The following is an 18,090-nucleotide window of genomic DNA, read 5'->3' as shown; positions in this document are numbered from 1 at the left end:
ATGCACCCAGAAAATAAAGAAGAAATCCCGGAATGCAGGCCCTCAGACACCCAGAAAACATCGCGGTACAAACTCGGCATGGCCTTTTTCACAACGCTCTTCTGTATATGGCTTGTGGTCACCCTCATTGGCCTGCTCTCTCCTGATCCGGAAACCCTGCACACTCTCCAGAAAACTGCAGACCCCGGACTCAAGGCAGAGGCGGAGCAGACCATCCGGCCGGGCGAGGACGGGCATGTCAAAATTGTAGCCCCTGCAGAGGAAAGTGCTCCCGCCAAAATACCTGCTGCTGCCAAACCCCATGCCTCTGCCACCAAGGAACACGCTGAACCGGTACCGACGGCCTCCTCCCATGGTGCCGCCGTGGAGCCTCCCGCATCCGCGGTCAAAGTTCAAAAAGAAAAGGCTGAACCGCCCAAGGAATATCCCCATATTGTAGGATGGAGCTTTGTCCGTGCCGCCATGAAACCCATGCACCATGAACTTTACGAACGCTTCTGGGGATGGCAGCCCAATGATCTCCTGAGACCTACGGACAACGTCAACAATTTCCAGCTGGGTGTTCTCGAAGTCACGCGGCGTACCGCCGTAAAACTGGCTGAAGATATCTCCCGTACAGGTAGCACGGCCTCCTTTGACCCCAACCTGGAACAGGCCATGAACTGGTTTATGATCCGGCCTGAAAAATTCTGGTTCCCGTCTGCGGAATCCAAATACAAGGCAGGCCTTCAGGAACTTTCGAAATATCAGGAAAAACTGATCCAGAAAAAAGGAAGCTTTTACAACCGTTCCGACAATCTCATTCCCCTGCTCATCGCCTATAAAAATCTTTTGGGAAGCTGTGATGAAAACCTTGTAAAGGCCTATGAAAATGATGGCACCAAAGTAAGCTTTTTCAAAGCGGATGATTATTTCTACTATGCCCAGGGAGTTGCCAGTGCCATGGCAACCATCCTTGAAGCCGTAGAACATGATTTTCATCCCATCCTGCAAAGCCGTAACGGTCTGGATGTACTGCACCATGCCATCAAGTCCTGCCAGAAGGCCAAAAAACTGGATCCCATCATCATCCTTAACAGCGATCTGAACGGTCTTCTGGCCAACCACCGGGCCAACCTTGCCACCCATATTTCCCATGCCCGCTTCTACATCGGTGTGCTCATCACCACCCTTTCCACCTGATCCACACCCTGCACCCCTGCATGAAAAAGGGGCGGCCCGATCCGGGCTGCCCCTGTAAATTCAAGTTTGGCCTTCCTTTTTTTAAAAAAGCGCCACAAAATCTGCGGTAATGGCATCCAGAAAGACCATGCCTTCCTCCGTCAGGCGGCAGTAGCCCCCTTCAAGGCAGAGAAAGCCCTGATGTACGTACCGTGACAGCAGGTTTTCACAGGTTTTCACGAAATCCCCCCCCGTCTGATGGTCAAAGGCCGCCACATCCACCCCCCTGCGGGTTCTGAAGCCCAGATAAAGGGCCTCGGTGCGAGCCGCCTCCAGATCAATCACTTCTTCCATCTCCCTGGCCGGACAAGCGTTCCCCATACTGCGGATATACGTATCCAGATCCCTTGTATTGGCGTAACGGAGAGGGGGAAGATAACCATGGGCTCCCGGCCCCAGACCGAGCCAGGGCCTGCCCTCCCAATATCTGCGATTGTGCCGGGACTGAAAATCCGGATGTTTTGCAAAATTGGACACCTCATACCAGGGATAGCCCGCTTTTTCCGTAAAAGCGAAGGTGAAACGCAGAAGATCGGCCACCCCGCCGTCATCGGGAGCTTCCATGTGGCCTGATGCAAGATCTCTTCCCATGGGGGTGCCCTCCTCAATACTGAGCATGTAAAGGGAAAGATGCTCAGGTGCGAGATGAAAGGCCCTTTCCAGATCCTTGCCCCAGCTTTTTCTGTCCTGACCCGGAAGGCCATAGATGAGATCAAGGCCCATGTTGGTAAATCCGGCTGCCCTACCCCCCTCCCAGGCCCGGAGGGCTTCTTCCACCGTGTGTCCCCTTCCAAGAAAAATGAGATTGCGATCATCCAGACTCTGTACCCCAAGGCTCAGGCGGTTCACCCCAAGGCTCCGGAGAGCCTTCAAACTTTCCCGGTTCACGGTTCCGGGATTGGCCTCCAGGGTGATTTCCGCATCCTTTTCAAGACCATAGTGCTGATCCAGGGTATGGAGAATGCGGCCCACATCCTCCGGAGCCAGCAGGGAAGGGGTTCCCCCTCCAAAATACACGGTGTCCAGAGATGCTCCCCGGCAGGGACTGAAAGTAATTTCCCTTTCCAGAGCCTCCACATAGTCACGGATCCGGGCTTCCTCCAGAGTGGAATAAAAATCACAGTAACGGCAGCGACTCCGGCAGAAGGGCACATGCACATACACGCCAAGGGAAGTCTCCATCAGATAAAACGCCGCATGAGGTCATCCATCACCTGTTCCAGATTATCCGGACGCACCTCATAACGCATACAGGCCTCCTCCACCCGTCTGCGGCGGGAAGGATCCTGGAAATCCCCCATGCCCCGGTAAAGCCCCATGCGCCGCCCTACCTGATAAAACATGCGTTCCTTCTCCGGAAGGTCGAGAAAGGACTGGATTTCTGCAACCATCTGGGGCTTGGCTTCGGGAAGTCTCCCGGATACGGTCTCAAAAAGATTGAGGATGTGGTCGCTGGTCACAGTGCTGGTAATGCCCTCAAGTGCCAGAATGAAGCCAAGGGTCTCCCGCGCCACATCTTCCCCGGTGCAGGGTGTAAAGAGTCCCGCCTGCCAGTCTTCATAAAGCTCCGTATGCCGGGGCAGGGCCAGGGTTCTCAGGCGAATAAAATCCGGATTGATCTGATTCAGGGCATCCGCCGTGTCCAGGGCATGGGCCTCGGACAGCTCCTTTCCCCCAAGGCCGGGCATCACGTATTCGGAAAGGGACATCCCCGCAGCCTTCACCTTCTGGCCAGCAAGGATATGCACGTCCCGGGTGACCCCCTTTTTCACCCTCTCCAGCACCGCATCACAGCCCGACTCCATGCCCACATGGATACGATTCAGTCCTGCATCCGCCATCTTCTTAAGGTTGATATCGGAAATACCTTTGAGGGTCTGAGATCTGGCATAGGACGTGATCCGCTGAATCCAGGGAAAACGTTTTCTGAGATGACCGAGAACCCGGAGCAGCTCTTCGGGTTTCATGATGAGAGTGTTGGCGTCCTGGAGAAAAACGGATTCCATGCCATGGGCCATCCAGTTCAGAGCCGCATGCAGGGCGTCAAGATCCGGCCTGGAAAGTCCTTCTCCTGCCCGCACCACCATCTCCCGTGTGAGAGGCCCGCCTGCGGCATCTGACTGAAGGCGCTGGACATGTCCATGCACCGCATCAATGTCCGCCAGCACATGGTCAAGGGGCCTTAAGGAAAAACGCTCCCCCTTGTACACCGGGCAGAAACGGCAGCGGTTCCAGGGGCAGTTGCGGGTCACACGGATAAGAAGACTCGCCGCTTCGCTGGGTGGGCGGATGGGCCCCTGTTCAAAACCGGCATAGACAGGGAACACTTTCCCGGCTCTGGAAACCGCCCCCTCACCGTCCTCCAGAGGAGCCATACGCCCATCCTTCTTTTTTTCTTCCATCATGTTTCCTCCTTATGACACCGGCCTGTCTGACCGGCAGTGGCTTTTCAAAATAGGGATCTTCCCGCAGATGGCAAGTCCATCGAACGGGTTCCTCTTTTGACAGCGCTTTTCAATCAGGCTATAGAAAAGTGCCAGATGACCGTCATGGAGATTTCTTTTGATGAAAGTTTCATTTTTTTCCGTTTTTTTCCTCATCTTTTTTCTCTTCATTGCCACAGGACTGGTTCTGCGGGACGGACTGCGCCACTATGCCTGCACGCCAATGGACGCCGGTGGGCAGGAAAAAATTATCACGATCCAGCCGGGAGAAGGCTTCCGGAACATCGCTGAGCGCATGGAAAAGGAAGGTATTATCGAAAAGGCCCTTTTGCTGCGTATCCTTGCCCGTCTCCAGAAAAGGGACACCCGCGTCCACTCCGGGGAATACCCCATGTCCCCGGCCCTCAGTCCCCAAGCCCTTCTGGACATGATGGTGGAAGGCAGGGTCAGGCGCTACCGCCTCACACTGCCCGAAGGACTGCGCATCACAGAGATTGCCCGACGCGCGACCGAAACGGGTCTCGTGACGGAAGAGGCCTTTCTTGCCATCGCCCTGGATCCGGAATTTGCAAAAACCTTAGGGATTCCCTCAGCAAACCTCGAGGGGTATCTGTTTCCGGACACCTATTTCTTCACCAAAACGGACAATGCCCGTTCCATGATACGTACCATGGTACAGCACTTTCAGCATGTTTTTGATGCAAAAAAAAAACAGCGGGCACAGGACATCGGCCTGTCCCTCCATGAGGTGGTGACCCTGGCCTCCCTCATTGAAAAGGAAACAGGACATCCCGATGAAAGACCCCTCATCGCATCGGTATTTCACAACCGTCTGGCACGGGGAATGCGCCTGGAAACGGATCCCACCGTCATCTACGGCATCCCGGACTATGATGGCAGAATCACCCGCACCCACCTGCGCACAGCTACCCCCTACAACACTTACAGAATCAAGGGACTGCCGCCCGGCCCCATTGCCTCACCGGGAAAGGCTTCCCTGGAAGCCGCCCTCTGGCCCGCAGACACCCCCTATCTGTTTTTCGTTTCCAAAAATAACGGCTCCCACCATTTTTCAAAAACTCTCACGGAACATAACCGCGCCGTCAACCACTACCAGCGTAACAGGGGAACGGTGAACCGATAAGGTGATGGATCAATCTCTCCTCTATCAGTCCATGTGCCGGAAAGCCCGGGAAGTTCAGGAACAATGGTCTCCCGCAAGGGGAGACGTGTATCTTCTCACCGGAGACAACCGGATACATTTCTGGCTTCATGAAACAGGATCCCAAACTTTCAAAAAAGGATTTGCCATTCTCCATGAAAAAAATATCATCCGCCTGGAAGCCCGGATCTGGTTACCCCGGCAAAACCAGCTCATGGATCTGGCCCTGACTCCAGGTGTCCGCTTTCAGGACATGGGGTTTCGTTTCCACAGCTTTGCCGGAACCCCATCGGATCGGGATAAGGATCCTGAGCTACGCCGCTTCTCCACCCTGGAACAGCTGTGGCTGGCCTTCGTCATGTGCAGCCGTTTCGGTAAACGCTGGGACAACCACAACTGGGTTCCCATCACCAATCCAACCCCATGATCAAGAAAGCCTCCATGTCCCTGTTTTCTCCCGAATCCTGGAATCCGGAAACCCTTGCCGGTCAACGTCTGATGCTGGGCTTTGAAGGCCCCGTATGCCATGGAGGGATCCGCAGCACCCTGGCCCGCATCCGGCCCGCAGGCATTGTTCTTTTTGCCACCAATATCCGTAACAGAGATCAGCTCGGCCAGCTGACCGCCGATCTTCAGGCCGCAGCCAGGGCCGAAGGGCTGCCCCCCCTCATTATGGCCATTGACCAGGAAGGTGGCCCTGTCGCCCGGCTGCGGGCACCGGCCTTCACGGAACTTCCCGGTATCACCACCCTGCAAAACTCCGAAGAAGCTGTTTCCCATGCCGATGCCATGGCCAAAGAACTCCTCCCCCTGGGAATCACCATGAACCTCGCGCCTGTACTGGATGTGGCAACCCCCCATCCGGACAGCATCATGAAAAACCGGGCCTTCCAGGGAAACGCCGTCCAGGTGAGCGCCATGGGTCTTGCCATGATCCGGGCTTACCAAAAAAGGGGTATTGCCACTGTAGCCAAACATTTTCCCGGTATTGGCCGTACGGTGCTGGACTCCCACCATGTACTCCCTCTGCTGGATACGCCAAAAGAGCTGCTGATTCAAAGCGACCTGCTTCCCTTTCGGGCAGCCATGGATGCAGGGGTGGAAGGCATAATGATTTCCCATATCCTGTATCAGATGCTGGATGCAAAATGGCCTGCCAGCCTGTCCACCATCATATCCAAAGACCTTCTGCGGCGGGAAATGGGCTATGAAGGCCTTGTCATGAGCGATGACCTGGACATGAAGGCCATCCGGCTTCCCATGCCCCTTGTCATGGAACGTCTTGTGGAAGCCGAGGTGGATCTGGGGCTGATCTGCCATGAAGGCCCTGCCATTCAGCACGCCTTTGAGGTTCTGCTGCGTATGGCAAAACATCCGGAAAAACGGGCTCTTTTTATCCGATCCGCCTACCGGACACTTGCATTGAAATCCAGGGGCAATCCCGCCGGGTAAGGATTCTGAAAACGGGCGATCACAGGATAAGCCTGCACACGGATAAAATGGGAAGGATCAAAAAACAAAAAACTCCGTTCTTTCCAAAAAGAAAAAACGGAGTCCTGTCTGCACAATTATGGAGACTGAGATCAGAGGGAATAAAGGCGTTTCCCGGAAACAATCACCATTCCCCTTGCAGAAAGCTGGGTAATGGCGGCATCCACGTCATCAAACCTGAAAATCATCACGGCCCTGTCTCCGCTCTGCTGCACAAAGGCGTACATGTATTCCACATTGATGTTTTTTTCCCGCAGCACTTCAAGGATATCATGCAGACCGCCGGGGCTGTCCATGACCTCCACAGCCACCACCTCAGTTTTTCCCACGGTAAATCCGGCATTTTTCAGGGCAAGATCGGCCTTTTGCGTATCATTGACAATCATACGCAACACACCAAAATCCGCCGTATCCGCAAGGGAAAGTGCCCGTATGTTCACGCCGGATTCCTTGAGGATCGCCGTTACTTCCGCAAGACGTCCGGCCTTGTTCTCCATAAAAATCGAAATCTGTTCCACCTTCATCAGCACTCCTCCTTGTCACCGTCGTGAATGATCATGAAACCCGGAGGCCATACTAACGTCATATGCGCCGCCGATCAATAACCCGCACCGCCTTTCCTTCACTCCTGGCAATGCTTTTGGGTTCCACAAGGCGGACTTTGGCTGAAATTCCAAGATATTCCTTAATATTCTTCGCAATCATGCGCTCCAGGTTCTGAAGCCCCCTCACCTCATCGGTAAAGAGTTTCTGACTGATCTCCACCTTGACGGTCAGAATATCCAGGCTGTCCTCCCGATCCACTTCCAGCTGATAATGAGGCTCCACCTCAGAAATCATCATGAGAACAGACTCAATCTGGGAGGGAAAAACGTTTACCCCCCGAATAATGAGCATGTCATCCGTACGTCCGGAAACCCGCTCCATACGGATCATGGTTCGGCCACAGACACAGGGCTCTGCCATGAGTCTTGTAATATCCCGGGTTCTGTAGCGGATCACCGGGAAGGCTTCCTTGGTGATGGAGGTAAAGACCAGCTCCCCCACCTCTCCCAGGGGCAGACGTTTTCCCGTCTCCGGATCAATGATTTCAGGAATAAAATGATCCTCAAAAATATGCAGTCCGGCCTTTGCCTCATGGCATTCCACGGCTACCCCAGGCCCCATAACCTCGCTCAAGCCATAGATATCCACTGCGGAAAGCCCCAGATCCCCTTCTATCTGACGCCGCATGGCCTCGCTCCAGGGCTCCGCCCCGAAAATCCCATGACGGAAATTCAGATCCTTGAAATCCACACCCATCTCCCTGGCCACTTCGGCAAGGTGCAGGGTATAGGAAGGTGTCGCCGTCAGAATGGAAGGCCCGAAGTCCTTCATGATGGTGATCTGACGTTTGGTGTTGCCGCCGGAAACGGGAATCACCGTTGCGCCAAGCTTTTCGGCTCCGTAATGCACTCCGAGACCACCGGTGAAAAGGCCATAGCCATAGGCGTTGTGGATAATGTCCCCTCGCCGTGCACCTCCTGCGGAGAGAGCTCTCGCCATGAGACTGGCCCAGGTTTCAATGTCTCGTGCCGTGTACCCCACCACCGTGGGTTTACCCGTAGTACCGGAGGAAGCGTGGATACGCACCACATTCTCTTTGGGAACGGCAAAAAGCCCGAAGGGATAATTGTCCCTTAAATCCTGTTTGACAAGAAAGGGCAGCTTTTCCATATCATCCAGACTACGGATGTCCGTCGGCAGAACCCCATATTCCCGGAAACGATCCCTGTAAAAGGGAACCGTGGCATAGGCCCGTTGCAGTGTGGCCTGAAGACGTTTCAACTGTATGGCTTCCAGAGCCTCCCTGGGCAGGGTCTCAAACTCCATGTCATAAATCATGAACATCTCTCCTTTGGTCCTAATCCCGGGCAGGATTCGCCCCATACAAAAAAAGCTGCGGGAGCGATCCTCCCACAGCTTATGGTTACTCAGGTTCCATGGGCGGTATCGACGGGGTACGTCTGCCCATGGGAAGATGGCCGGATTCTTATAATCCGAGATCCGCTTCGTTATGGGCAGACTTACAAAACATAAAAGCTGCCCGATAATATATGCGACCCTGCACCTTGCGCCTCCCCCATAGATTCGAGGGCGAATGTAGCCGCAGGCAGCCCCCTTGTCAAGCCCATTTCCCGAGTCCATTTTCTGACAGACTCCGGCATGGCGGGTCTGAACACCCTAGCCCTTCAGACCCGCCGTGAAGCTGGGCTTGCGTTTCTCGAGAAAAGCCGTCGTCCCTTCCTTGGCGTCGGGACTTGCCATGCACAGGGCAAAGGCATCGATTTCCATGCGGCAGGCCGTGGCCAGATCCACATCCATGCCCGCATTGACCACAGACTTTGCCGCACGCAGGGAAACCCGGCCCTTGGCCGCAATGCCCTTGGCCGTCTTCCGTACGGCATCCATCAGTTCTTCGGGCTTGCAGACTTTATTCACCATGCCAATGGCAAGGGCCTCTCCTGCGGAAAGCATCTTGCCGGTGAAGATCATCTCCTTGGCCATGTTTTTCCCCACAAGCCGGGGCAGACGCTGAGTACCGCCAAAACCGGGAATGATACCGAGGGTAATTTCCGGCAGACCGAACATGGCGGCTTCCGAGGCATAGATGAAGTCACAGGCCAGAGCCATCTCGCTCCCCCCGCCCAAGGCAAAGCCATTGACTGCGGCAATGACGGGAATGGAGAGGGCCTGGAGTTTTCCGATGGCATCATGGCCCAGCTGGCAGAAAAACTTGGCATCCAGAGACCCCAGGGTAGCCAGCTCGGAAATATCCGCACCAGCCACAAAAGCCTTGTCGCCACTACCTGTCAGGATAAGGACGCGCACATTCTCATCCTGGTCGATGGCATCCAGACACTGGGCAAACTCCTTCAGAAGTGCCGCGTTCAGGGCATTCAGGGCCTTGGGCCGGTTGAAGGTCAGGGTTGCGATACCATCCGCGCATTCATAAACAATGTTCTCGTAGTGCATGTTTACCTCCATATGGACATAAAAAAACCCGTTTCAATTGGGATACCCGATCCAAAACCATAAATGATGATGGTCTCAGCGTTATCCCAAAGAAAGGGGCTTGTCAAATCCTATATGCGGCGTTGCGACAAAAATGAGGGAGGACAGAACCGGCTTCAGTACATTTCTGAAATCCACTCATAGGGAGAACTCCAAGGCTGCCCCCAGATGGCTTCCAGCATGAATCGGGTCACACGGGCCGCATTGTAAGCCCCATGAACCCTCTCCCAGCCCTTCCGGGCAATCTGGCATCGCAGGTCATCCTCGCGGGCATAGAAAAAAATTTTCTCAATAAGGTCTTCATCATTTTCATAGTAAACCAGCTCTTCTCCGGTAAAAAGCCGATCCATCCCCGGAGTTTTCGGACAAAAGGTCAGAAGACCGCAGCCCGTCAGCTGGGCGATACGGTCTGAACTGTAAAACGGGATGTCCTCCCTGTGGCTGAGGTTCAGACCACAAGCCGCTTCGGAAAGCTTTTCATAGTAAGCCTGCCCCGTGAGAGCCGGACGGCCGAGGCACCCCCAGACTTCATGGCGTATTGCCCCCATCTTTGAACAAAGGATCGCAAGACGGGCTGTACGCTCCGGACTGTACCCCCGACCGCAATAAAGAAAATCAAGGGAAAGCGCCTCCCGTGAGCGCTCAAAATTGCGGCTGGCCTCCATGGAAAACTCTGCAATATTGGGAAAAAATGCCACCCGGTTTTCCTGGGTTTTCAGTTTTTTCAGCACATCCCCGCCCGTTGTGGTGAAGACCCAGTCCATCCGCGCAGCCCGTTCCCGAAGCTGCCGTTCCTTATCCGGAAAAACATAGCTGTCCACATACCACATGGCAAAACGCAGCTCCGGAAAACGCCTGCGAAGACCATCAAGGGTGGCAAGATCCACGGTCTCACTGTGCCCGAAAAGCAGCAGTTCCGGCTGAAAAATATCGATGGCGTCCTGAAGGCGTCGGTTCATACGCCCCTTGCCCATGCGGGAAGTACGGAAAAAATTCTCCCAGCGGCTGATCTCCCGATAACTGAATTCCAAAGCCATATGACCGTTCTGCACAAGGCCATTATGAATCTTTCTGTCCATGGCATAAAAAGAAGTTCCGTAACGGAAAAAATTGAAATTGGCCACATGGAGAATACGTTTTGGCATCATGCGTTCACCCTGTCCGCAAGAAATTCAGCGATACGCAGCGCCGCCCTTCCATCTCCATAGGGGTTGGGACGTTCCGCCATCTCCCGGTAAAATCCGCTGTCCTGAAGCAGACGATCCACGGACATAAAAATCCGATCCGGATCCGTGCCTGAAAGCAGGACAGTTCCGGCCTCAAGGGCCTCAATGCGCTCCGTTTCCTGACGCATGACGATGGTGGGTTTTCCAAGGGAAGGCGCTTCCTCCTGTATGCCACCGCTGTCTGTCAGAATCAGATGACTTTCCATCATCAGAAGCACAAAGGCGGGATACCCCAGAGGCCGTATGCAGTACACGTTTTCAAGGCCTCCCAGAGCTGCATGCACGGGCCCCTGGACGCTGGGGTTGAGATGTACCGGATACACCAGATCAAAGCCGGGGTACGCTTCCCCGATCCTGCGGACCGCTTTGCAGATATCCACAAAACCCTGTCCGAAATTTTCCCGCCTGTGGCCTGTGATGAGGATAAAGGGGCGGCTTTTATCCCTCTTTTCCCAGCCTGCCGCCACAATTTCCCGCCTCGCAGCCGCCCGCACATCCGCGTTGCACACAAGACGTTCCTTCATCCACAAAAGGGCATCCACAACCGTGTTCCCCGTCACCACAATCCGCTCTCCGGGAACCCCTTCGCCAATAAGGGCTGCACGGTTTTTATCCGTGGGAGCAAAATGACAGTCGGCAATTCTTGAGATCATCTGACGGTTCAGCTCTTCCGGGTAGGGCGAACGGATATTACCCGTTCTCAGACCCGCCTCCACATGCCCCACGGGGATCTGCATATAAAAGGCGGCAAGGGCTGTGGCAAAAGCCGTGGTCGTATCCCCGTGAACCAGCACAAGATCCGGCCTTTCCCCTTCGAGCACCCCCTTCATGCCCGACAGAATTCCCGCCGTTAGCCCGGAAAGATCCTGTCCCGGCCGCATGAGATCCAGATCCTGATCCGGTGCTATCCCAAAAACCGCCAGCACCTGATCCAGCATTTCCCGATGCTGAGCCGTTACGCAGACCCGAACCTCCAGCAGCTTTTTTTCTCCAAGGGCATGCACAAGGGGGGCCATTTTGATGGCTTCCGGTCGCGTGCCAAATACCACAAGAATCCGCACCTCAGACCTCCTTGTATGCGGCAAGGGTCTTTTCCCCGATGCGCAGCCAGTCAAATTCCTCTTCCACCCGCCTGCGTCCTGCCATGCCCATGGTTCTCATATCCAGGGTCTGAAGACGCAAAATCGCCTGTGCCAGACTCTCAGGATCGGCAGGTTCACACAGCAGCCCTGTTCTGCCCTCTTCAATCAGATCCGGGATTCCCCCCACACGGGTGCCCACCAGAGGGAGACCAAAAGCCATAGCCTCAAGGCCGCTGATGCTGGTGGCCTCCATAAGGGAAGGCAGCACCGCGAAATCCGCTGCAGAATAATAGGGAAGAATTTCTTCATGGCGAAGGCTTCCCGTCATGACAAAACGGCCCTCAAAAAATCGGGTAAGAAGGGTGCGTACCCGGTCTGCTTCGGATCCGTCTCCCACAAGGATAAAACGCAGCCCCTCATCAGTCCGCAGCTGTTCGCAGGCCTCGGCAAAATAGGCCACACCATTCTTCTCCACCATACGGCGGGTAAGAATCCCCACACGGTGCTCCGGCTGAAACCCGAGATCCCGGCGCACTCGCTCCCGGTCTTTTGCATCAAACCGGTAACGTTCGCTGGCCACGCCATTGGGGATATAGCGCAAGAGTCCCGGCACAGGAAAAGGAATCTCAAGCAACTCGCGGCTTGGCGCCAGAATCAGATCGGGTTTTCTCAAATGTCTCCGAAGAAAAAACATCCGGCGCAGCCCGCCTTTGCGAATACGGGCAAGGTACCCGGAGGTATGGTTGGTGTACACAAGGGGCAGGGAAAGGGGTCGCAGCCATTCCAGCGGAGCCATGCCATGAATATGCACAAGATCCGGACAAAAACTGTCCGCCAGACGACGGATGGCCCTGTCCGTGGACAGGCCGTAAAAGGGAGCAGCCCCGAAAAGCCCGATACGACGGATCTGCATCCCCAAAATCTGCTCCGCTTCGGCAAAACCTTCCACCTTACGGGTTAAGACCATAACCTCATGACCAAGGCGCACCATGGCCCTGGAAAGTTCATGGACATGGGCTGCAATCCCCCCCACCGTGGGAGGAAAATCCAGAGAAACCATCAAGATCCGCATAAAAAACCCCTAAGAAAAAGACTTTCCCACGGCTCCCGGATGGGCCCAGACAAGGGCCACAAGGAGATACCAGCAGGAAAGATAAATTTTGTCGGTGACCATGGTGCTGCCGAACTGCCCGTATACCAGAAAAACGGTAAAAATCCCCAGAAAAACAGGACGAAACCTTTGGTTTTCAGGAAAATAAAGAATTCGCCAGATTATCAGGCCAAAAAAGAAAAGGTAAGAGAGCAGTCCAAGAACCCCCAGCTCCAGCAGGATAGAAATAAAAATATTATGGGGAGAACTTATATCCGCATAAACCCGCTCCATCCGGGCATAAGCCCCAATACCATGCCCCCACAGCGGACTTTGCAGGAAATATCTCCAGCACTCCTGCCAGACCTCTGCCCGATAGCTGGTATTTCCAGCGAGCATGGCCAGCATACGTTCCTGAAAAAGGGCATTGGTTCTGAAAAGAAGCCCGAGAAAACCGGAAAAGAGAAGCGCAGAAATCAGGGTGCTTTTGCGCCACCAGAAACCGGGGATACAGCATCCGGCCAGCATCAGCCCCCCCACAGCTCCCAGCCAGGCCCCCCGGGATCCACTCTGCAGCAGCGTCCAGAAAGCGAGAATAAAAAAGCCCCCATAAAATACCTGCACCCATGGGGATGCTTTCGAGTCTGCCGACCGTTTGTCCCCCCCCAGGGCAAAGGCCATCACCACACCAAGGGCCATGAGAAACCCATAAAGATTGGAGTTATATACAGCTCCCCTGAGACGATCCTCCCCCCAGGCCACTTCCAGAGGAGGACGACCGAAAAGATCAAAGCCCCAGAAAAACTGCACTATACCGTTGGCCGCATGAAAAAAAAGGGCAAGCGTGATCACCTTTCCCAAAAAATCTGCTGAAACCCATTTTTTTCTTGAAAAATAAATCGTTGCCAATAAAAAAGGCCAAAAGCGTGCCACGTGTTTGGCCATTTCTTCCCAGCCTTCCCTGCCGCTGATACCCAAAGCACTGGAAATTCCCATGGAGCAAAACAATCCTGCCAGAGCCACAGGCAGCCAGGCCAGGTTTTTCAAAAAAAGAATCCCCTCCTTACGACGCACTATGACAAACAGAAAAACAAGATTGATCAGGCCAATGGAAAGCTGAAAGACAACATTTTTAAAGGGGATGGAAAACAAAAAAATGGCATAGAGTGCCATTAAAATCTTCTGCAGCATGACAGACCTTCTCTCTGGAAAACACTTTTGGGAAAGGATTTACTTTAGTAATCCTCCATTGTTTTCGTACGACACTCCGCATGTCCATTTTTGAAACACTGGCGACAGCATAAAAAAAGCTGTCGCCAGTTCGGTTGAAATTTTTCAACGGTTGCACTGTTACCGTTTGGAGTATGACCTATCCAAAATGTTCCCGACACAGCAATCATTGCTTCAAATCTGATCGGACGGCATAAAAACGCCTTGAATCTCTACCAATATCCACTGTTTATTAAGAGAAAATGAAGATTTCAGAATTTTAAACACTGCAAATTTGGAAAGGTGCTCAAGAAAAGGATAATGACTGACATCATCAATCAGAATCAATGTTCCGGGTTTAAAATTTTTAGCAAAGTATGCAAAAGCCAAACTTCTTCCATTACCATGAGGCCCATCAACGACGAGTACATCAATCAGGCCATCAGCATCAGGAAGGTTATTTTTTCCTATAAGATCATAAAAAGAATTATGAATACGGGTTCGGTTAACATCTTTCCCGACAACAGTATTTTTTTCCGAGTTCCGCAGATTTTCTGCAAGTATCTGTAAGCTATCCGAAAAAAAGATCCTGTCCCAATCATCATCAGAAACAGTAACAAGATCAAATTGTTGAACAGAGATATTTGGACTGGTAATCTTCTCTTTCAATGAAACTGTAAAAACAGGGTCATGCTCTATGGTCGTTACATAAAAAGCAAAATCCTTACAAAAAGCGGAAAGCCTGTCCCAAAAAAGAGTTGATTTCCCTCCTCCAAGCTCAACAATTTTAAAGTTATCTCTGGAGCTAAGATGCAACATATGGTACACAAGATACCTTAAAGCACTTCTGGTTAAGGCCCATTTCCCAAAATCATTGTTCAGCTCATCAAAAACCGCCCCCATTATTCTATCAAGTGCTACATTCTTTTCCTGTAAAAATTGAATCGATTGGAGATCCTCTGCGTGATCCCCAGTGATATCAAAGTCAAACTCCAGAAAATCGGGCTTGAAAAAATATCTTCTGAATTGTTTTTTTGCTTTCTGCATAAAGGTCATAAAATTTCCTTTTCCAATAATGCCTGCTCATAAAAATATTTGAGGATGACGGCCTTGACCGCAGAAACGCCCGATGCTGTGTCTCCAGCCCTGAAGCAGGGAAACACCAACTGAAACAAGGTGGCAATCAGATATTTTTTAAATCATTATTTTTAATAAGAATCTGTAGGGTTTGCAAAAAAATATCTCAACCCATTCTCCCTGCCTCTTCCTGGAAATCCCCTTCCACCCCACCCTTTGCAAGAGAAGCCATCATCTTGGGATAGGCCTTCAGGGATGCCGTCACAATGGCATTCACGGGAAGATCCTGAAACAGCCCATGATCCCTTTCATAACTCATGTGCTGCTTGCCCTCCGCATCAAAGGGATGCAGGAGGGCATCGGTCTTTCCATCAAAATCCAAAGGAAGAATGCCAAAGCGCTCACACAGCTCCCGGTTAAAGGTGGGCGTGGCCTTCACCCACTTTCCCTCAAGAAAAAGTGCTGAATACCCATGGTAAACAAAAAGATCCGTGCCCATGACCTCCCGCAGCCTCTCCGTGGACAGGTGGTTACGCACATCAGCAAAGCCCAGACGGGCGGGAATGCCTGCGGCCCTCGCAAGGGTGGCCAGCAGTACGGCCTTGGCCACACAGTAACCATAGCCCTGCCTGAGAGTGGTCGAGGCTTTCATCCCATGAGCGGAAAAATCTATCCTGTAGGGATCGTAGCGGATTTCATCCCGCACCGCCGTGTATAAGGCAATAGCTGTTCCCCTCGGATCACCGGATTTTGCATATCTATCGCAAAAAGCCTGGATATCTGGATGCTCGGTATCCATAAAGGCTGTGGGAGCAAGATCCTGGGGATGGGGCGGTACATCGGCCCCCATGGCGTACTGGGAAGGCATGGCTTCTCCTTTCATGCTGGGGAAAAAAAACGACGCTGTACATCCTTTTCCAGGACATTCAGAAGCTGCATCTGTTCTGCATCCAGCCCCCCCTGTTCCCGCAGTTCAGCGATTTCCTTCACAACACTGGCTGCGGTTCTGCGCGGATTCCCTCGCCAGTCTCTGGGGATACGCTCTTCTTCCTGGATCAGCAGGTTCTGGATCTGTGCCGCTGCCACTTCCCGCACCAGAGCATTTTCTTCTCCCAGGCCATTGCGGTACAGAAGACGTGCAGCCAGCACCCGGAGAGATGGGGGAAACTCCGTCAGCATTGCCACCTTTTCCGGGGTATCTCCTCCGTGAAAACGACGACAGAGGAGTTCTTCCGCCTTTGACGGAAAACCGTTCTGGTAAAGAGCGGCATCGGGATCCAGACCTTCTATGTCCGGATAGCGGTAATTCCGGTAATAATGCCCCAGAGCTTCCAGAACATCGGGCCGGGACTTAAGCCAGCCCATATTTTCTTCGGCAAGTTGACGCTTCTCCTCCCCCGGCTTCTCCCAGAAACGGGCGGCAGGAGGCAGGATAAAGGGCGATTCCCCGTTTCTTTTGCGCACCACAAAGCTTGTTGCTTCCGGATTCAGAGGATCCGTTTTCTGCAAGTCCTCCCCGTCAAGCCGCAACCAGAGGGTCTGATTCCCATAAGGGACGGAACGCCCCAGGCCCAGAACCGGAGCGAGATACCCGGAACGCGACCGCATCTCCGGCCCGCAGAGCAGACCGTAGGGATGGATCCCCAGAGAAGAACGGAAGGCCTCGGGCAATTTTTCCAGACGCAGACCATCGCTTTTTTTGTCAAAACCCGCCAGAAGATAGGCCCACATTTCCTTTTCCGATACCAGCATACGGGACAAAGCCAGGGTCGCTTCCACATCCACCATGGCATCATGGGCCATCCCCTCGGCCAGATGGTTTTCCCTGCTCAGATTTTCCAGCTTGAGACTTACGCGACCCTCCACCTCAGGCCAGCGCAGCACTTCCGGTCGAAAAAGATGAAAAAAAACGGTGAGGGGAAAAATATCCATGCGGGAACAGCCAGCGGCAAACTGGTGGGTATAGGCGGGCAGCAGATTTCTGAAAAAGGAAAATCGTAAAAAAATATCATCAAAATTAAGACTGTTATATCCAAGGGAAACGGTACCCGGTGTGTTCAGAAGGGCATGGATACGGCAGATGGCCCCGTATTCCCCTTCCCCGTGCAAAAGGCTGTCAGGCTCTATCCTGTGGGTAATGAGGGCACCGGGAGACATCAGGACATCGGGACGCAGGCGGATACGGATTTCATGACGCTCAGTCTCTCGGAAAGAACAATCCGTGCGGATGGCGGCAAATTGCAATACCTGATCAAAGGCGGGGTTCAGGCCGCTGGTTTCAAGATCATAAAACAGATAGCTCTGCATGAAATTCCTTCACGTCCGATCCGCCCCGGAAGTCAGGGAAGCATCCAGGATCCAGGGGCCTTTGAGGGTGGGATGGCTGAGACTTTCTTTCAGGATTGCCAGGAAACGCCGCCGGTTCATGGACACGGCTCCCATGGAAAGAAGATGGGCCGTTGCCACCTGACAGTCAATGAGATCAAATGCCCAGAGGTCAAGCTGTCTTACCAGTGCTACCAGTGCCACCTTGGAGGCATCGGAAACCCGGGTAAACATACTTTCACCAAAAAAGACCCTGCCAAGACTGACGCCGTAAAGGCCACCGCAAAGACGCCCCTCCCTGTCCCAGGTTTCGACGGAATGGGCATACCCTGCCTCGTGCAGTTTCTGATAAGCCCTTGCCATTTCCGGCAGGAGCCAGGTTCCCTCCCCCTTTTCCGTACGCACCCCTGCACACTGGTTCAGAACTTCAGAAAAGGCTTGATCCATGGTCACGGAAAAATCCCCACGACGCAAACGTTTTTCAAGACTCCTGGATACATGCAGGGCTTCCGGGTAAAGCACCAGCCTTGGATCCGGAGACCACCAGAGGATGGGATCCCCCTTGCTGTACCAGGGAAAAATTCCCTCTCTGTAGGCCAGCAGCAGGCGGGGGAGGCTAAGGTCTCCCCCCACGGCAAGCAGACCGCTGGCATCGGCATAGGTGACAGGAGGAAACTGGAGGGCCCGGCCCAGCTGAAAAACAGGCATG

At 53.4% G+C, this 18,090-nt stretch carries 17 protein-coding genes; 4 read left to right on the top strand and 13 right to left on the bottom strand.

Annotated features, from left to right (window positions below):
* Nucleotides 1-1,182, top strand: coding sequence for a DUF2333 family protein (locus BR04_RS02355; protein ID WP_496354372.1), 1,182 nt, complete (start codon nt 1-3; stop codon nt 1,180-1,182).
* Nucleotides 1,183-1,263: 81 nt separating this feature from the next.
* Here the strand turns inward: BR04_RS02355 and hemW are convergent, their stop codons facing one another.
* The gene (gene hemW, locus BR04_RS02350) at nt 1,264-2,403 is read right to left on the bottom strand and encodes a radical SAM family heme chaperone HemW (protein WP_496354371.1); all 1,140 of its coding nucleotides are present in this window, start codon (nt 2,401-2,403) and stop codon (nt 1,264-1,266) included.
* A complete protein-coding gene (locus tag BR04_RS02345; protein WP_496354370.1) occupies nt 2,403-3,626 on the bottom strand; it encodes a radical SAM protein in 1,224 nt (407 codons plus the stop codon). Before BR04_RS02345 ends, hemW begins: the two co-directional genes overlap by 1 nt.
* 160 nt (nt 3,627-3,786) lie before the next feature.
* On the opposite strand from BR04_RS02345, the gene mltG reads away from it, so the two are divergent.
* From mltG to BR04_RS02330, 3 genes are read left to right on the top strand one after another with little or no spacing between them, the layout of a single operon-like run.
* Complete coding sequence (mltG, locus tag BR04_RS02340; protein WP_496354369.1) at nt 3,787-4,809, top strand: endolytic transglycosylase MltG; 1,023 nt, start codon at nt 3,787-3,789, stop codon at nt 4,807-4,809.
* Between the two features lie 4 nt (nt 4,810-4,813).
* Nucleotides 4,814-5,254 (top strand): hypothetical protein, encoded by a 441-nt coding sequence (locus BR04_RS02335; protein WP_496354368.1) that lies wholly within the window; start codon nt 4,814-4,816, stop codon nt 5,252-5,254.
* 14 nt (nt 5,255-5,268) lie between these two features.
* Nucleotides 5,269-6,279 (top strand): glycoside hydrolase family 3 N-terminal domain-containing protein, encoded by a 1,011-nt coding sequence (locus BR04_RS02330; protein ID WP_496354367.1) that lies wholly within the window; start codon nt 5,269-5,271, stop codon nt 6,277-6,279.
* Nucleotides 6,280-6,410: 131 nt separating this feature from the next.
* Here BR04_RS02330 and BR04_RS02325 read toward each other — a convergent pair whose 3' ends face one another.
* From BR04_RS02325 to aat, 11 genes are all read right to left on the bottom strand, one after another.
* Nucleotides 6,411-6,842 (bottom strand): ACT domain-containing protein, encoded by a 432-nt coding sequence (locus tag BR04_RS02325; RefSeq protein WP_496354366.1) that lies wholly within the window; start codon nt 6,840-6,842, stop codon nt 6,411-6,413.
* Between the two features lie 58 nt (nt 6,843-6,900).
* Nucleotides 6,901-8,202: a phenylacetate--CoA ligase family protein gene (locus BR04_RS02320; RefSeq protein ID WP_496354365.1), complete on the bottom strand. Its 1,302-nt coding sequence runs from the start codon at nt 8,200-8,202 to the stop codon at nt 6,901-6,903.
* A 339-nt stretch (nt 8,203-8,541) separates the two neighbouring features.
* On the bottom strand, nt 8,542-9,333 hold the full coding sequence (locus tag BR04_RS02315) for an enoyl-CoA hydratase/isomerase family protein (protein WP_496354364.1): 792 nt from the start codon (nt 9,331-9,333) through the stop codon (nt 8,542-8,544).
* Between the two features lie 155 nt (nt 9,334-9,488).
* The gene (locus BR04_RS02310) at nt 9,489-10,520 is read right to left on the bottom strand and encodes a glycosyltransferase family protein (RefSeq protein WP_496354363.1); all 1,032 of its coding nucleotides are present in this window, start codon (nt 10,518-10,520) and stop codon (nt 9,489-9,491) included.
* Nucleotides 10,517-11,659: a non-hydrolyzing UDP-N-acetylglucosamine 2-epimerase gene (gene wecB / locus BR04_RS02305; protein ID WP_496354362.1), complete on the bottom strand. Its 1,143-nt coding sequence runs from the start codon at nt 11,657-11,659 to the stop codon at nt 10,517-10,519. Before wecB ends, BR04_RS02310 begins: the two co-directional genes overlap by 4 nt.
* A 1-nt stretch (nt 11,660) precedes the next feature.
* Nucleotides 11,661-12,752, bottom strand: a complete 1,092-nt coding sequence (locus BR04_RS02300; RefSeq protein WP_496354361.1) for a glycosyltransferase family 4 protein — start codon at nt 12,750-12,752, stop codon at nt 11,661-11,663.
* 9 nt (nt 12,753-12,761) lie between these two features.
* Nucleotides 12,762-13,961, bottom strand: coding sequence for an O-antigen ligase family protein (locus BR04_RS02295; RefSeq protein WP_496354360.1), 1,200 nt, complete (start codon nt 13,959-13,961; stop codon nt 12,762-12,764).
* 213 nt (nt 13,962-14,174) lie between these two features.
* Nucleotides 14,175-15,035 carry an alpha/beta fold hydrolase gene (locus BR04_RS02290; RefSeq protein WP_496354359.1) on the bottom strand — a complete coding sequence of 287 codons (861 nt, stop codon included), beginning with the start codon at nt 15,033-15,035 and terminating at the stop codon, nt 14,175-14,177.
* A gap of 187 nt (nt 15,036-15,222) precedes the next feature.
* Entirely contained in the window at nt 15,223-15,924 is a 702-nt protein-coding gene (locus tag BR04_RS02285; RefSeq protein WP_496354358.1) for a transglutaminase-like domain-containing protein, read from the bottom strand.
* Nucleotides 15,925-15,935: 11 nt separating this feature from the next.
* Nucleotides 15,936-17,363 (bottom strand): exonuclease domain-containing protein, encoded by a 1,428-nt coding sequence (locus BR04_RS02280; RefSeq protein WP_496354357.1) that lies wholly within the window; start codon nt 17,361-17,363, stop codon nt 15,936-15,938.
* A gap of 9 nt (nt 17,364-17,372) precedes the next feature.
* Nucleotides 17,373-18,089, bottom strand: coding sequence for a leucyl/phenylalanyl-tRNA--protein transferase (aat, locus tag BR04_RS02275; RefSeq protein ID WP_496354356.1), 717 nt, complete (start codon nt 18,087-18,089; stop codon nt 17,373-17,375).
* Nucleotide 18,090: the final 1 nt, after the last annotated feature.

The sequence above is a fragment of the Desulfobotulus sapovorans DSM 2055 genome (assembly GCF_059569355.1).
The sequence above is the reverse complement of the archived record's forward strand: the minus strand, read 5'-3'. Positions and strand labels throughout refer to the sequence as shown.